The sequence below is a fragment of the Sanguibacter sp. Z41_6 genome, from assembly GCF_059621145.1.
The window spans coordinates 41,189-56,723 of record NZ_JCAQIF010000003.1 but is presented as its reverse complement, the minus strand read 5'-3'; the positions used below and the strand labels follow the sequence as shown (position 1 = coordinate 56,723).

Below are 15,535 nucleotides of genomic sequence, written 5' to 3'. Positions count from 1 at the left end.
CGACTCCGCCACCGGAGCGCGCGCGGCGTGCCCGAAGACCCGCGATAGATTGGCCCTATGACGTCCGAGCAGGGTCGCCTGCGACCCACCGCACGCCCTTCCCGTACCCTCGCTGAGATCGCGGAGGCTCTCCAGATCGCCGTAGGGGAGGCCGTCCCCGACGTCCGTGCGAGCGGTCTCGCGGTGGGCAGCGCCGACGTCCTCCCGGGCGACCTCTTCGTCGGTCTGCGCGGCCTGACGGCGCACGGCGCGAGGTATGCCGCGGCCGCCGTCGCCGCGGGAGCCGTCGCCGTCCTCACGGACGCCGAGGGGGCCGAGCTCGTCCGTGCCGCCGTCGCGGAAGGGCGGATCCCCGAGACGCCCGTCCTCGTGCTGCCCGAGGAGGCGGACGCCCGTCGGGCCCTGGGGGCGCTGTCCGCGTGGTTCTACGACGAGCCGGCATCACGGCTGGTCACGGTGGGTGTGACCGGGACCAACGGCAAGACGACGACGTGCTACTTCGTCGACGCGGCGCTGGGCCGGCTGCACGGCACGACGGCGATCGTCGGCACGATCGAGCTGCGGATCGGCGACGAGTCCATCGAGAGCCCCCGCACGACGGTCGAGGCGCCCGTCCTGCACGGCATCCTCGCGCTCGCCCTCGAGAAGGGCGTCAGTGCCGCCTCGATGGAGGTCTCCTCGCACGCCCTCGCGCTGGAGCGCGTCGCCGGGATGACGTTCGACGTCGTGGCCTTCACGAACCTGCAGCGTGACCACCTCGACTTCCACGGGGACATGGAAGGCTACTTCCGGGACAAGTCCCGTCTCTTCGCACCGGGCCTTGCCGCCCGTGGCGTCGTCTGCGTGGACGACGAGTGGGGTGTCCGGCTGGCGCAGGACGCGATGATCCCCGTCGACACGGTCGCGTCGCGTCCGGGCTCGCCCGGCTACGAGGCAGCGGACTGGACGGTGACCCAGGCGAACGTCGGGCTCGACGGTGTGGGCTCGGGTTTCGTGCTCACCGGTCCTGCCGGCGAGCGGGTGGAGGCGCGCAGTCCGTTGCCCGGCACCGTCAACGTCTCGAACGCTGCGGTCGCGCTCGTCGTCGCACACAGGGCCGGGGTTCCTCTCGACGAGGCCGCCGCAGGGATCGCTGGCTGCGCCGCGATCCCCGGGCGGATGGAACGGGTGGTCGAGCGCACACCGGACGGACCGCTCGTGCTCGTCGACTATGCGCACACCCCGGACGCTCTCGAGCTCGCGCTCACCGGTGTGCGGTCCATCACCCCCGGCCGGCTCATCATCGTGTTCGGATCGGACGGCGATCGTGACCGCGGAAAGCGGCCGCTCATGGGCGAGATCGCCGCCCGGCTCGCGGACGTGCTCATCATCACGGACGAGAACCCTCGCTCGGAGGTGCCCGCCTCGATCAGGTCGTCCATACTCGACGGTGCCAGGGCCCAGCGGCCCGGCGGAGCGGACGTCCACGAGGTGGAGCCGCGCCGCGCAGCGGTGGCGTACGGTGTGTCGCTGGCAGGCGCGGGCGACACCGTGATCATCACCGGCAAGGGCCATGAGCCTGTCCAGGAGATCGCTGGCGTGTTCCACCGGTACAACGACCGCGACGCGGTCCTGGAGGCGTGGGCCGCCCGCCGGGAGCTCTCCCGGCGTGGGCACGAGAACGACAAGTGACGGAGCGTTGAGTGATCGATCTGACTGCAGCACAGGTGGCCCACGCCACGGATGGTCGGCTCTCGGCCGCGGACGACGTCCGGGTCCATGGGCCTGTCGTGGTCGACTCGCGCAAGGTGGTGCCGGGCTCGCTGTTCGTCGCGATCCGCGGTGAGAAGTCTGACGGCCACGAGCACGCCGGCGCCGCGGTGGCTGCCGGTGCAGCCCTCGTGCTCGCGGCGCACGAGATCGACGGGGTGCCCTGCGTCGTCGTCGACGACGTCCCGGCGGCGCTCGGCCGACTTGCGGCGGAGCACCTGCGGCAGCTGCGGGAGGGCGGCGACCTGCGCGTCGTTGCCGTGACGGGTTCGGTCGGCAAGACGACGACGAAGGACCTGCTCGGGCAGGTGCTCGGAGGTTCCGGCGCCACGGTGACCCCTGAAGCGTCGTTCAACAACGAGATCGGCCTGCCGCTCACCGTGCTCCGGGCGGACCGCGACACGCGCTTCCTCGTGCTCGAGATGGGCGCGGCCGCGCCGGGCGAGCTCACGTACCTCACGGGCATCGCGCCCCCGGACGTGTCGATCGTCCTCGTCGTGGGCAGCGCGCACCTGGGCGGCTTCGGCGGGATCGAGGCAGTCGCGCGCGCGAAGTCGGAGATCGTCACAGGGCTCGCGCCGGGCGGCGTCGCCGTGCTCAACGCAGACGACTTCCGTGTGGTGGCGATGCGTGACCTCGCGCCCGGGCGGGTCGTGACCTTCGGGACGGTCCGCGACGCGGCCGTGGCTGCTCACGACGTACGCATCGATCCCCATGGATGCGTCTCGTTCGAGCTCCGGGCGGGCGGATCGGCCGCACCCGTGCGGATGCGCCTCGTCGGCGAGCACCACCTCACCAACGCGTTGGCCACGGCGGCCGCATCGATCGAGCTCGGGCTCCCCGTCCACGTCGTGGCCGAGGGGCTGAGCCGCGCGACGCCGGCGAGCCCGCACCGGATGGCCGTCACCGAGCGTGCCGACGGCATCACCGTCATCGACGACTCCTACAACGCCAACCCTGACTCCATGCGCGCCGCGCTCAAGGCGCTCGCGGTGGTCGCTGGACGCGAGCGGCGCTCCGTCGCCGTGCTGGGCGAGATGCTCGAGCTCGGGGAGGACTCGCGCGAGCAGCACGACGAGATCGGCCGGCTCGCCGTGCGACTGAACATCAAGCGGCTCGTCGTCGTCGGTCCCGGCGCGTCGGGGATCGCGGACGGCGCTCTGCAGGAGGGGTCCTGGGGCGACGAGGTCGTCGAGGTCGCCGACGTCGCCGCAGCCTCCGCGCTGCTCGCGGAGGAGCTGCGTCCAGGGGACGTCGTGCTCGTGAAGTCGTCGAACGGATCCGGTCTCTGGCGCCTCGGGGACGAGCTCGCGGGGGAGTCGGTCGCCCCGTGATCGCCGTCCTCGTCGCCGCCGGAGTCGCGCTGCTCGTCGCGCTGCTCGGTACCCCCCTGTTCATCCGGCTGCTCGTCCGGCGCAACTACGGCCAGTTCATCCGGCAGGACGGTCCGACGGCGCACTACACGAAGCGCGGTACGCCGACGATGGGCGGCGTCGTCATCATCGGCGCGACCCTCGCAGGATGGGCGGCCTCGGCCATCGTGCGCGGCGACGTGCCGTCGATGTCTGCGATCCTCGTCATCTTCCTCATGACCGGCCTCGGCCTCGTGGGCTTCCTCGACGACTACATCAAGATCTCGCGCCAGCGCAGTCTCGGCCTCTCCGCACGGTGGAAGATCGTCGGGCAGGGGGTGGTCGGCATCACCTTCGCGGTGCTCGCCCTGCAGTTCCCCAACGAGAACTTCCGGACGCCGGCCTCGACGAAGATCTCGTTCATCCGGGACACGAACCTCGACCTCGCCTTCGCGGGCACGACCGTCGGGCTCATCCTCTTCGTGCTGTGGGCCAACCTCATCATCACCGCGTGGTCCAACGCCGTGAACCTCACCGACGGGCTCGACGGCCTGGCGACCGGCGTCTCCCTCATCGTCTTCGGTGCCTACGTGATCATGGGCATCTGGCAGTACAACCAGAACTGCCAGTTCCTCAGCTCGGCGGGGCCCCGCTGCTACGAGGTGCGTGATCCGCTCGACCTGGCGATCGTCGCGGCAGCGATCGTCGGTGCGCTGTTCGGGTTCCTGTGGTGGAACGCGTCTCCCGCGAAGATCTTCATGGGGGACACCGGGTCGCTCGCGCTCGGCGGAGCCCTCGCCGGTCTCTCGATCCTCTCCCGGACCGAGCTGCTCGCCGTGATCATCGGTGGCCTGTTCGTGCTCGTCGTGCTCTCCGACGTCATCCAGATCGGCTTCTTCAAGATGACCGGCAAGCGGGTGTTCAAGATGGCGCCGCTGCACCACCACTTCGAGCTGTCCGGGTGGGGCGAGGTGACGATCGTCATCCGGTTCTGGATCATCGCAGGGCTGTTCGTCGCGCTGGGCATGGGCATCTTCTACGCGGAATGGATCACCCGGCTGTGACAGACCTCGCCCGGTCCCGCGTCCTCGTCCTCGGTCTCGGTGTCACCGGTCGCGCCGTCGTGGCTGCGCTGGACGGGCGGGCCGCCCACGTGCGGACCGTGGACGCCCAGGCGCCCGACGCGGACCTCGCGGACCCGAGCGAGGTCGACCTCGCGGACGTCGACCTCGTGATCGCCTCTCCCGGGTGGGCGCCCTCCTCGCCCGTCCTCGACGCCGCGTCCCGGGCGGGGATCCCCGTGTGGAGCGAGATCGAGCTCGCCTGGCAGCTGCGCGTCCCGGCGGCGAAGGGGGAGCCGGCGCCATGGTTGGCCGTCACCGGGACGAACGGCAAGACGACGACGGTCGAGATGCTCGCGTCGATCCTGCGCGCGGACGGGCGCGCCACGGCCGCTGTCGGCAACATCGGGCGCCCGCTCGTCGAGGCGGCCCTCGATGCGACCCTCGACGTCCTGGCGGTCGAGCTCTCCAGCTTCCAGCTGCACTACACGCACTCGATGTCCGCGCTCGCCGGGGCGGTCCTCAACGTCGCGCCCGACCATCTGGACTGGCACGGTTCCCTCGACGCCTACGCCGAGGCCAAGGGGGTCGTGTACCGGAACGCGCAGGTCGCATGCATCTACAACGTCGCCGATGCGCGGACCGAGCAGCTCGTCCGTGAGGCGGACGTCGTCGAGGGGGCACGAGCCGTCGGCTTCACCCGGGGCGCTCCTGCCCGGGGACAGCTCGGCGTCGTCGACGGCATCCTGTGCGATCGCGCGTTCCACGCGGCGCAGGATGACCCGGCGCGGCACCGCAGCGCCGCTGAGCTGGCTACCCTCGACGACCTCGGGCACCTGGCCGGGCCCGACGGCCGGGTGCCGTCGCACGTCGTCGAGAACGCGCTGGCGGCCGCGGCGCTCGCCCGTGCCTACGGGGTCGAGGCGCGCGCCGTCCGGGACGGGCTGCGGGCGTTCTCCCCGGGTGGACACCGCATCGAGACGATCGCCGTCCGGGACACGGGTGACGGCACGACGGTCGCGTACGTCGACGACTCCAAGGCGACCAACGCGCACGCGGCGTCCGCGTCCCTCGCGGCGTTCCCTGCGGGGTCCGTCGTCTGGATCGCCGGCGGTCTGCCCAAGGGGGCGACGTTCGACGAGCTCGTGACCGAGCGGGCCGACAGGCTCCGGGCCGTCGTGCTCATCGGCGTGGACCACAGCGAGCTGCGTGAGGCGCTCTCCCGACACGCGGCGCACGTCCCCGTCGTCGAGGTCGATCCTGGCGACACTGGGACGGTGATGCAGCGTGCCGTCGAGACGGCCTCCCACCTGGCCCGGGCCGGTGACACGGTGCTGCTCGCGCCCGCGTGCGCGTCGATGGACCAGTTCCGGTCGTATGCCGAGCGTGGTGAGATGTTCGCGCGCGAGGCCCGCCGGCTGGCGGGCACGCAGGGCAGGTCCTGAGCGTGGCCGGGTCGACGGTGAGGACTCCACGGACCGCGCCGCCACCCGTGCCCTCCCGCGAGAAGGGCACGGCCGCGGCGCGTGGGCGTGAGCGGGTGGGTCTCCGCGAGGCGTGGACGGCCCAGTGGGACAGCGCGGTCACGAGCTACTACCTCATGATCGGGGCCACGACGCTCCTGCTCGTGCTCGGCCTCGTCATGGTGCTCTCGAGCTCCGCGGTCGATGCTCTGCAGGAGGGCGAGTCCGCGTACTCCGTGTTCCTCGACCAGACGAAGTTCGCGCTCATCGGCCTGCCGTTCATGATCGCCGCGGCACACCTGCGTCCGTTCTTCTTCAAGCGTGTCGCATGGCTCGGCCTCTTCGGTGCGATCGGTCTCCAGCTGCTCATCTTCACCCCGATGGCCCGAGGCGTGATGGGCAACACCAACTGGGTGTACCTGGGCGGTGGGATCACGATCCAGCCGTCAGAGCTCGCCAAGGTCGCGCTCGCGGTCTGGCTCGGGGTCGTGCTCGGCCGCAAGACGCCGCTGCTCGGGAACTGGAAGCATGCCTTCGTCCCGGCGGTGCCGATGGCAGGGCTCGTCATCGCGCTCGTGCTCGGCGGGAACGACCTCGGCACGGCGATGGTGCTCATGCTCCTCGTCGCCGGCGCGATGTTCGTGGCGGGAGTGCCGGGCCGGATGTTCGCGGTGGCTGCCGGCGGCGTCGTGCTCGCCGTCGCGGCCCTCGTGCTCAGCTCGAAGAACCGCATCTCCCGGATCCTCGCGACGTTCAGCGGGGAGTGCGACGTGACGAGCGCCTGCTACCAGGTCCAGCGGGGGCTCGAGGGGCTGGGCACGGGCGGCGTGACCGGTGTCGGGCTGGGTGCGGGTCGAGAGAAGTGGTCGTACCTGCCGGAGGCGCACAACGACTTCATCTTCGCGGTGATCGGGGAAGAGCTCGGGCTGCTCGGAGGGCTCCTCGTCCTCGCGCTGTTCGCGATCCTCGGCGTCGGGATGGTGCGCGTCGTGCAGCGGCACCCCGACCCCATGGTCAAGGTGACCACCGCTGCGCTGGCCTGCTGGATCGTCGGTCAGGCGCTCATCAACATCGGTGTCGTGACCGGGCTCATCCCCGTCATCGGCGTCCCGCTCCCGCTCGTCTCCGCCGGCGGGTCCGCCCTCGTGGCGACGATGCTCGCACTCGGCATCGTCATCGCGTTCGCGCGGGACGAGCCCGGCGCCCGGGAGGCCCTCGCGACGCGACCGAGCGTCGTGCGCCGGTCGATCGCCGTCGTCGGGCGCGCCACGCAGAAGGCGCGCACCGGCCCGAACCGCACCACAGAACGAGGATGATCGACGTGACCAACTCTGTCCTGCTCGCCGGTGGCGGCTCCGCAGGCCACGTGAACCCGCTCCTCGCGGTCGCCGACGAGCTGCGGCGCCGTGACCCCGAGCGCACGATCACCGTGCTCGGGACACGCGAGGGCCTCGAGGCCGAGCTCGTGCCGGAGCGCGGTTATGCGCTGCGGTTCGTGCCCCGCGTCCCGCTGCCCCGACGACCGAGCGGTGCGTGGCTCCACCTCCCTGGTCGGCTCCGTGCCGCCGTGCGTGCCGCCGGCGCAGCCATCGACGACAACGACGTGCGTGTCGTCGTGGGGTTCGGAGGGTATGTCTCGACGCCCGCGTACCTCGCCGCGCGGCGGCGGGGTGTGCCCATCGTCGTCCAGGAGCAGAATGCCCGGCCCGGGTTGGCGAACAGGCTCGGTGCCCGCTGGGCTGCCGAGGTCGCGGCGACGTTCCCCGGGACGCCTCTCCGGGGCGCGACGGTCACCGGCCTGCCGTTGCGGCGGGAGATCGCGGACCTCGTCGCCGCGCGTGCCCTCGACGGCCACGCGGCGCGGGTCGACGCTGCTGAGCAGCTCGGCCTCGACCCGGCTCGGCGGGTGCTCGTCGTCACCGGGGGGTCGCTCGGTGCGCAGCGGCTCAACGAGACGCTGGCCGCCGTCGCGGCGCGAGTGACGGGGGCCGGCATCCAGGTGCTGCACCTCACAGGTCGCGGCAAGTCCGCTCCGGTGCGCGCATCGCTGGAAGGGCTGCCTGCCGAGCAGGCTGCGCTCTACCACGTCCAGGAGTACCTCTCGCAGATGCACCTCGCGTACGCGGCCGCGGACCTCGTGGTGTGCCGATCGGGCGCCGGGACGGTCTGCGAGCTCGCTGTCCTCGGTCTGCCGGGTGTCTTTGTCCCCCTGCCGGTGGGCAACGGGGAGCAGCGGCTCAACGCGGAGCCCCTCGTCGGGGCGGGCGGGGGGGTGCTCGTGAGCGACGACGACTTCACACCCCAGTGGTTCGAGGCGACGGTCCTGCCCCTCCTCGCGGACCCTGACGCGTTGGCTGCCATGTCCGCCGCAGCCCTCGGCGTGGGGGTCCCCGATGCAGCTGCGCGGGTCGCGGACCTCGTCGAGCGCTCTGCCGGACGGGGGCGGGCATGAGGACGGCCGCGTCGGTGGACGGCCTCGCGCTCGAGGATCTCGGCCGGGTGCACCTCGTGGGGATCGGGGGAGCGGGCATGTCGGTCGTCGCTCAGCTCCTGGCCGCCGAGGGGGTGCCGGTGCAGGGCTCGGATGCCCGGGCCAGTGCCGTCACGGCCACCCTGGGATCGAGTGGTATCGATGTGTTCATCGGGCACGATGCGCGCAACGTCGCCGGCGCCACGACTCTCGTCGTCTCGAGCGCGGTGCGGGAGTCCAACCCTGAGCTCGTCGCCGCACGTGCGGCGGGGGTGCGGGTGCTGCACCGGTCGGACGCGCTCGCCCTGCTCATGGCAGGACGACGCTCGGTCGCCGTGGCGGGCGCCCACGGCAAGACGACGACGTCTGCGATGACGGCGGTCGTCCTGCGGGAGTGCGGTCTCGACCCGTCGTTCGCGATCGGCGGGTCGGTGCTCACCGAGGACGGTCCGCTGCCCGGTGGGCACCTGGGCCGGGGAGACACGCTCGTCGCGGAGGCCGACGAGTCCGACGGCTCGTTCCTCGCCTACCGCCCGACCGTCGCGATCGTGACGAACGTCGAACCGGACCACCTCGACCACTACGGCACGACCGAGGCGTTCGAGCGCGCCTTCGAGTCCTTCGCCGGGAACATCGAGCCCGGCGGACACCTCGTGGCGTGTGCCGACGACGCCGGCTCCGCAGCGCTCGCCGCGTCGTGCGCGCGCCAGGGCCGCAGCGTCCTCACCTATGGGACCGCGGCCGACGCCGTAGCGCGGATCTCCGGCTACACGGTGACCGCCGGAGGTGGCTCGAGCTTCACGGTGACCCTGGCGCCGGGCCTGCCGTCGTGCGCCGACGGCGATGAGGTCACGGTCCGTCTGCGTGCACCGGGTGAGCACAACGCACGCAACGCGACCGCTGCCCTGCTGGCGGCGATCGCGCTGGGTGTGGAGCCTGCGGCCGCGGCACACGCGCTCGGGGCGTTCCGGGGCACAGGTCGACGCTTCGAAGCGAGGGGCGAGGCTGCGGGGGTGCGGGTCGTCGACGACTACGCGCACCATCCGACGGAGGTGGCTGCGCTTCTGCGCGCTGCACGGGGGATCGCGGGCGACGGCCGGATCCTCGTGCTCTTCCAGCCCCACCTGTACTCCCGGACGAGGATCTTCGCGACCGAGTTCGCCGAGGCCCTCGAGCTGGCTGACGACGTCGTGGTGTGCGACGTGTACGGCGCGCGCGAGGACCCGGACCCGGCGGTGGGACCGGAGCTCGTCGTCGACCGGATGCGGACCCCGGGGCGCGGGCACGTGGTCGCCGACCGCGTCGCCGCCGCCCAGTACCTGGCTGCGCGCGCCCGCCCGGGCGACCTCGTCCTCACGGTCGGGGCCGGTGACGTGACGGAGCTCGGCGACGTCGTCCTCGACGTGCTCAGGGTGCGGGCGGATGGCGCTGCGCCGGGCGCACTGGCTGGGGGGCCGGCCTCGTGAAGCCTCCCGTCGCACCCCGCAGGCCGGTGCCGCCGCGACCGCGCCCGGCCGCTCCGGCGACACAGGGCGCCGAGGAGGGTGTGCGCCGCGGCGACACGAGCGGGTCCGAGCCGTCATCGCGCCAACGTCCGCCCGCGCCCCGTCCGCCCGCGCCGCGCCCGCCCGTACCGCGCCCACCTGCGCCCCGCCAGAGATCGCCTCGGCCGGGTGCCGCGCCCGACGGGGGGCGGGGCGGCACGGCGTCGGGCTCGGTTCCGGGCGCTGCGCCGGTGCCGGCCGAGCGCCGTCCGGCGACGCCGCGGTCCACCGCTGCGCGCACCGCGCGCCCAGTTCCTGGGCCCCCGACGGGTGCGACGTCGACGACCGCTCCGCGCGGCTCGCGTGCTCTCGTGGTGCCGCCCCCTGCGGGTGCGGTACCTGCCAGCGGCAAGATCTCCGTGCTCTCCACCGGGATGGCTGAACGCCTCGCGGAGCAACGGTCCATGCGGCGGCACAGGCTCGTCCGGCGGGTGCTGCTCGCCCTTGTCGCGGTCCTGCTCCTCGCGGGCGCGGTCTGGGCGGTCTTCTACTCCGAGTTCCTGAGGTTCGATGCATCGCGCGTGACGGTGAGCGGGACCGGTACGTCGGTGGATGCCGCTGCGGTGGCGGACGTCGTGGCAGCGCAGGACGGGACGGCTCTGGCGTTGGTGAGCACCGGCGGCCTGCGCGACGAGCTGCTCGCTGTGCCCAACGTGCGAGACGTCACGGTACGACGACAGTGGCCTGCGGGCCTTGCCGTGACGATCGTCGCCCGTGAGCCGGTCGCAGCGGTCCCGGTCGACGGGGGCGTCGCACTGCTCGACGAGGAGGCGGTCGAGGTCGACCGGGTTGCTGAGGCGCCGCCTGAGCTTCCGGTCATCAGCATCCCGCTCACGGGTGACGACCGTCGGACGCTCGATGCTGCGCTGGCGATCCTGCGTGCCCTGCCGCCTGAGCTCAGCGCAGAGGTCGGGGGGATCACGGCGACGACGCAGGATGCGGTCACCCTGACTCTTCGCGACGGCGTCGTCGTCGAGTGGGGGAGCTCCCAGGACTCTGCGCTGAAGATCCGTGTCCTGCAGACGTTGCGTGGGGCGGAGCAGACAGCTGGCGCGCAGGTGTTCGACCTGTCGGCTCCGACGTTCCCCATCACCCGGTGACGGCGGTCCGGGCCGCTCGGAGCGCGCGGCCCGCCGTCGGGGGAGGACAGCCTGGGGAACTCGTTCGCCGACACGCGGCGGAGGTCGTTGATAGGAGACGGTTGCCCGCATAGCGTCACGCACAGACAGCCTGACATAACTATAACCCTCTACTTGAGGGTGAGGGTCCAGGGTCCCGAGATCGAGAGGCACGGACGTGACAACTCCGCAGAACTACCTAGCAGTGATCAAGGTGGTCGGCATCGGCGGCGGCGGGGTGAACGCCGTCAACCGGATGATCGAGGTCGGCCTCAAGGGTGTCGAGTTCATCGCGATCAACACCGACGCCCAGGCGCTGCTGATGTCGGACGCCGACGTCAAGCTCGACGTCGGACGTGAGCTGACCCGTGGGCTCGGCGCCGGCGCCGACCCCGAGGTGGGCAAGAAGGCCGCCGAGGACCACGAGGAGGAGATCGAGGACGTCCTGCGCGGCGCGGACATGGTATTCGTCACCGCCGGTGAGGGCGGCGGGACAGGGACGGGGGGCGCACCCGTCGTCGCGCGGATCGCCCGTTCGCTCGGCGCCCTGACCGTGGGGGTCGTGACCCGGCCGTTCACCTTCGAGGGGCGTCGGCGCGCCACCCAGGCGGACGCAGGGATCGAGGCGCTGCGCAACGAGGTCGACACCCTCATCATCATCCCGAACGACCGGCTGCTGTCGATGTCGGACCGTAACGTGTCCGCGCTTGACGCCTTCCACTCGGCGGACCAGGTCCTGCTCTCAGGTGTCCAGGGGATCACGGACCTCATCACGACACCCGGACTCATCAACCTCGACTTCGCCGACGTCAAGTCCGTCATGCAGGGTGCGGGCAGTGCGCTCATGGGCATCGGCTCCGCCCGCGGAGACGACCGCGCGGTGCAGGCTGCCGAGCTCGCCATCTCCTCACCGCTGCTCGAGGCGAGCATCGACGGTGCGCACGGCGTGCTCCTGAGCATCCAGGGTGGCTCGGACCTCGGTCTGTTCGAGATCAACGAGGCAGCGCGCCTCGTCCACGAAGCAGCCCACCCCGAGGCGAACATCATCTTCGGAGCCGTCATCGACGATGCCCTGGGCGACGAGGTGCGCGTCACCGTCATCGCCGCCGGGTTCGACGGGGGAGCGCCGCTCACCCGCAAGGACTCGCGGGGCACCGGTCGCGTCGCGAGCGCTCCTGAGGCGCCCGCTCCTCCCGCGCCCGCACCGGTCCCGGTGCCCGCGAGCAGGGCTCCCCAGGCGCCGGTCCCGACGACCACGGGCGCGCACGCGCTGGCCCGGCCCGTCGTCCCCCTGGACTCCGGCTACGACACGCATGACGCCGGGCCCGTGGACCCGGCGGGGCAGCCGGTGTACGTCGAGCACCAGCAGGGCACGGCGACGGCGCAGCAGCAGGCGACGCCAGCATTCCTGTCGACCGATCCCGACGCCGTGCAGCGGACCGGACAGCTCGAAGTTCCTCGGATCTTCGACGAGGAGCCGCCCCGCCGTCGTGCGGAGGAGCTCGACATCCCGGACTTCCTCAAGTAGGTCGGATGGGTGACGGTCGTGAGGACGCCCGGTCCGAGGTCATCGACATCGACCTCGGGCCGGGTGTCCGCGCCTTCTTCACCACCCGCCACGGCGGCGTGTCGAGCCACCCGTGGTGCTCGCTCAACCTCGGGACGAACGTGGGGGACGACCCGGCAGCCGTCGCGCGGAACCGGGAGCGGGTCGATGTCTGGGCCGGTGCACCTGTCTCGTATGCGACGCAGGTGCACGGTGCGGCCGTCCTCCGTGTCGACGAGCCACCGCCGACGTCGGCGGGAGCGCGCGGTGATGCCGACGGGATGGTCACGTCACGCCGCGGCGTGCCACTCGGGGTGCTCGTCGCGGACTGCGTGCCCGTGCTCCTCGCCGACGCGGCGGCCGGAGTCGTGGCGGTCGCGCACGCCGGACGCGCCGGGGTCGTCAGCGGGGTCGTCGGAGCCGTGGTGGCGACGATGGTCGACCGGGGAGCGCAGCTCGACGAGATCGTCGCCGTCGTCGGCCCGTCCGTCTGCGGCTCCTGCTACGAGGTGCCGCAGGACATGGCCGACTCCGTCGTGGCGCGCGTCCCGGCTGCGCGCTCCCGCACGAGGGCGGGGACGCCCGGGCTGGACCTCCCGGCCGCGGTCCGCGCCCAGGCGCGGGAGGCCGGCGTGCGCGACGTGCGCGACGTCCCCAGGTGCACGATGACGGATGAGGACCTCTTCTCGCACCGCCGGGCCACAGCGGCCGGACGGACCACCGGCCGCTTCGCGGGCATCATCGTCCTTCCGCCCGGCCGCGACGGATGACGCATGGTGGACGGGCGTCTGCCGGATCAGCCACGGGCGCCGGGCGTGTCGACCGGTGGGTTCCGCACCGCTGGGCTAGCGTGGGCAACGCGTCAGCAGCCGGGCAGCCGGGCGAGTCCGCTGACGATCCCGAGCAGGAACGGAGAAATGGCGATGGCCGGAGCGCTGCGCAAGACCATGCTGTACCTAGGCCTCGCTGACGATCGAGGCGAGGTCGTGAATGACAGCTACGACGACTATGACGACTACGACGAGGTAGGAGCTGACGTGCCGCAGGAGTACGAGGCCCAGGTCACGCCCATCAACCGGTCGATGTCGCGTCGCGAGGCGCCTGTCGCTCCCGTGCCGCCCCTGGAGCTGCGCCGGATCACCACGGTGCACCCGCGGTCGTACAACGACGCACGGGTCATCGGCGAGGCCTTCCGCGCCGGGACCCCCGTCATCATCAACCTCTCCGACATGGACGACGCCGACGCAAAGCGGCTCGTCGACTTCTCCGCCGGTCTGATCTTCGGCCTGCACGGTGCCATCGAGCGGGTGACGAGCAAGGTCTTCCTGCTCTCGCCCGAGCACGTCGAGGTCTCGGGCGAGGAGCAGGCCGCCGAGAAGTCGAGCGTGCCGCGTGCCGGCTTCTACAACCAGAGCTGACGCGTGATCTGGGAGTTTCTCGCATTCCTGTGCCTCGTCTTCATCATCACGCTCCTCGGGCGCGCGGTGTTCGAGTGGGTCCAGGTCTTCTCGCGCGACTGGCGTCCGAGGGGCGCGATGCTCGTCGTCGTCGAGGCGATCTACACCGTGACCGACCCGCCGCTGCGGTTCCTGCGGCGGGTCATCCCGCCGTTGAGCATCGGACCGGTGCGGCTCGACCTCGCGTTCCTCGTGCTCATCGTGGCCACGAGCTTCGTCATGGGGTTGTTCCGTGCCCTGGCGACACTATGAGCGAGGAGTCGGCCGTCCCCTGATGTCGACGAGCGTCGACACCTCACCGACCCCTCCCGGGCGCGCGGACCTGCGAACATCCGCTAGCGTGACCCGTGGCGGTCGGTGTTCATGACCGAAGAGACCAGCGCAAGTATTCGAGGTGAAAACGATGGTGGCACTGCTCACAGCAGATGACGTCCTGACCAAGAAGTTCCCGGCGACCAAGTTCCGGGAGGGCTACGACGTCGTCGAGGTGGACGACTTCCTCGACGAGGTGCTCAACACTCTGCGGGAGCTCTATGCGGAGAACGACGACCTGAAGGCAAAGCTGGAGGCCTCCGAGCGTCGTGTCGCGGAGCTCAGCCGCGCGAACGCGCAGCAGCAGCAGGCCCCGGCTGCACCGGTGCAGAAGGCGCCCGAGGAGCCGACGCCGGCTCCCGTCGTGGCTCCGGCGCCGGTCGCCGCACCCGTCACCGCGACCGCAGCCGCGCCGCGCGAGCCGGAGATGGCCACGGGCATCATCCAGATGGCCCAGAAGCTGCACGACGACCACGTGCGCGCCGGCCAGGAGGAGGGCGACCGGCTGATCTCCGAGGCGAAGGCCGAAGGATCGCGCATCGTTCGCGAGGCCGAGGAGACCTCGAAGCGCACGCTGTCCCAGCTGGAGCAGGAGCGTTCGCTGCTCGAGCGCAAGATCGACGAGCTGCGAATCTTCGAGCGCGACTACCGGACCCGCCTGAAGAGCTACCTGCAGAACCTGCTCGGAGACCTGGACAACCGCGGGAGCGCCCTTCCCAACGCTCGCCCGGACGGCCAGGGCAAGCAAGGCATCTGAGCCACAGCTGGACTGGCGGTCGTACGCCGACTGCCGGAGCCGGTGCGAACACGAGCGCAGCCGCTGCACGCGGTTCCGCGGACCTGTGCGCACCGGCTCCGGTGTATCCACCTCTGCCACATCTGATGAAAGAAGCCGCGATGTCGACTCGTGACGCAATGAGCACCGCTCCAGCGAAGGAGCGGTTCCCCAACCTGGCGCAGGACGTCCGTCACTTCGTCGTGCGGGACGGCGAGACCTCGTGGGAGGTGGCGGAGATCGAAGCCCTTGCTGACGAGCTCATCGCCGAGCACGGCAGGCTCGAGAACGAGCTCGTGAGCGCTGACCATGAGCTCTCCGACCTGCTGCGCAACTCCGGCGACGGGGCGGGTGACGACCAGGCAGACTCAGGCTCGTCGGCGCTCGAGCGCGAGCAGGAGCTGACGCTCGTGAACAACACGCGCGACCTGCTCGACCAGAATTCGCGTGCGCTGGCGCGAATCGGTGCGGGCACCTACGCGGCGTGCGAGTCGTGCGGGCAGGCCATCGGCAAAGCGCGGTTGCAGGCTTTCCCGCGGGCAACGCTGTGCGTCGTGTGCAAGCAGCGCGAGGAGCGTCGCTGACGGTCCCACCAGACCGGGGGAGCCGTCCGGTCCTCCAGGCGGACGACCGGACGATGGAGACGGCCGTGACAGAGGTCGCTGCTCGGACGTGCGAGACTTCAACG

General features: G+C 71.6%; 14 protein-coding genes. All 14 read left to right on the top strand.

Going from position 1 to position 15,535, the window contains the following annotated elements:
- The first annotated feature begins 57 nt into the window (after positions 1–57).
- A complete protein-coding gene (locus tag AC54T1_RS07855; RefSeq protein ID WP_496911597.1) occupies positions 58–1,671 on the top strand; it encodes a UDP-N-acetylmuramoyl-L-alanyl-D-glutamate--2,6-diaminopimelate ligase in 1,614 nt (537 codons plus the stop codon).
- An 11-nt stretch (positions 1,672–1,682) separates the two neighbouring features.
- Complete coding sequence (locus AC54T1_RS07850) at positions 1,683–3,083, top strand: UDP-N-acetylmuramoyl-tripeptide--D-alanyl-D-alanine ligase (protein ID WP_496911596.1); 1,401 nt, start codon at positions 1,683–1,685, stop codon at positions 3,081–3,083.
- The gene (mraY, locus tag AC54T1_RS07845; RefSeq protein ID WP_484345346.1) at positions 3,080–4,165 is read left to right on the top strand and encodes a phospho-N-acetylmuramoyl-pentapeptide-transferase; all 1,086 of its coding nucleotides are present in this window, start codon (positions 3,080–3,082) and stop codon (positions 4,163–4,165) included. Before AC54T1_RS07850 ends, mraY begins: the two co-directional genes overlap by 4 nt.
- Positions 4,147–5,607: a UDP-N-acetylmuramoyl-L-alanine--D-glutamate ligase gene (gene murD, locus AC54T1_RS07840; RefSeq protein ID WP_496911595.1), complete on the top strand. Its 1,461-nt coding sequence runs from the start codon at positions 4,147–4,149 to the stop codon at positions 5,605–5,607. Before mraY ends, murD begins: the two co-directional genes overlap by 19 nt.
- A 17-nt stretch (positions 5,608–5,624) precedes the next feature.
- Positions 5,625–6,941, top strand: a complete 1,317-nt coding sequence (locus AC54T1_RS07835; RefSeq protein WP_496911594.1) for an FtsW/RodA/SpoVE family cell cycle protein — start codon at positions 5,625–5,627, stop codon at positions 6,939–6,941.
- Positions 6,938–8,077 carry an undecaprenyldiphospho-muramoylpentapeptide beta-N-acetylglucosaminyltransferase gene (murG, locus tag AC54T1_RS07830; protein WP_484345349.1) on the top strand — a complete coding sequence of 380 codons (1,140 nt, stop codon included), beginning with the start codon at positions 6,938–6,940 and terminating at the stop codon, positions 8,075–8,077. Before AC54T1_RS07835 ends, murG begins: the two co-directional genes overlap by 4 nt.
- Positions 8,074–9,561, top strand: a complete 1,488-nt coding sequence (murC, locus tag AC54T1_RS07825; protein WP_496911593.1) for a UDP-N-acetylmuramate--L-alanine ligase — start codon at positions 8,074–8,076, stop codon at positions 9,559–9,561. Before murG ends, murC begins: the two co-directional genes overlap by 4 nt.
- Before the next feature lie 389 nt (positions 9,562–9,950).
- Positions 9,951–10,739 (top strand): cell division protein FtsQ/DivIB, encoded by a 789-nt coding sequence (locus AC54T1_RS07820; protein ID WP_484345351.1) that lies wholly within the window; start codon positions 9,951–9,953, stop codon positions 10,737–10,739.
- Positions 10,740–10,935: 196 nt separating this feature from the next.
- Positions 10,936–12,285 carry a cell division protein FtsZ gene (ftsZ, locus tag AC54T1_RS07815; RefSeq protein WP_484345352.1) on the top strand — a complete coding sequence of 450 codons (1,350 nt, stop codon included), beginning with the start codon at positions 10,936–10,938 and terminating at the stop codon, positions 12,283–12,285.
- A 5-nt stretch (positions 12,286–12,290) separates the two neighbouring features.
- Positions 12,291–13,073: a peptidoglycan editing factor PgeF gene (gene pgeF / locus AC54T1_RS07810; RefSeq protein WP_496911592.1), complete on the top strand. Its 783-nt coding sequence runs from the start codon at positions 12,291–12,293 to the stop codon at positions 13,071–13,073.
- A 153-nt stretch (positions 13,074–13,226) separates the two neighbouring features.
- The gene (locus AC54T1_RS07805) at positions 13,227–13,721 is read left to right on the top strand and encodes a cell division protein SepF (RefSeq protein WP_484345416.1); all 495 of its coding nucleotides are present in this window, start codon (positions 13,227–13,229) and stop codon (positions 13,719–13,721) included.
- A gap of 3 nt (positions 13,722–13,724) precedes the next feature.
- Positions 13,725–14,012: a YggT family protein gene (locus AC54T1_RS07800; RefSeq protein WP_484345354.1), complete on the top strand. Its 288-nt coding sequence runs from the start codon at positions 13,725–13,727 to the stop codon at positions 14,010–14,012.
- Positions 14,013–14,166: 154 nt separating this feature from the next.
- Entirely contained in the window at positions 14,167–14,829 is a 663-nt protein-coding gene (locus AC54T1_RS07795; protein ID WP_484345417.1) for a DivIVA domain-containing protein, read from the top strand.
- A 158-nt stretch (positions 14,830–14,987) separates the two neighbouring features.
- The gene (locus tag AC54T1_RS07790) at positions 14,988–15,431 is read left to right on the top strand and encodes a TraR/DksA family transcriptional regulator (RefSeq protein ID WP_484345355.1); all 444 of its coding nucleotides are present in this window, start codon (positions 14,988–14,990) and stop codon (positions 15,429–15,431) included.
- Positions 15,432–15,535: the final 104 nt, after the last annotated feature.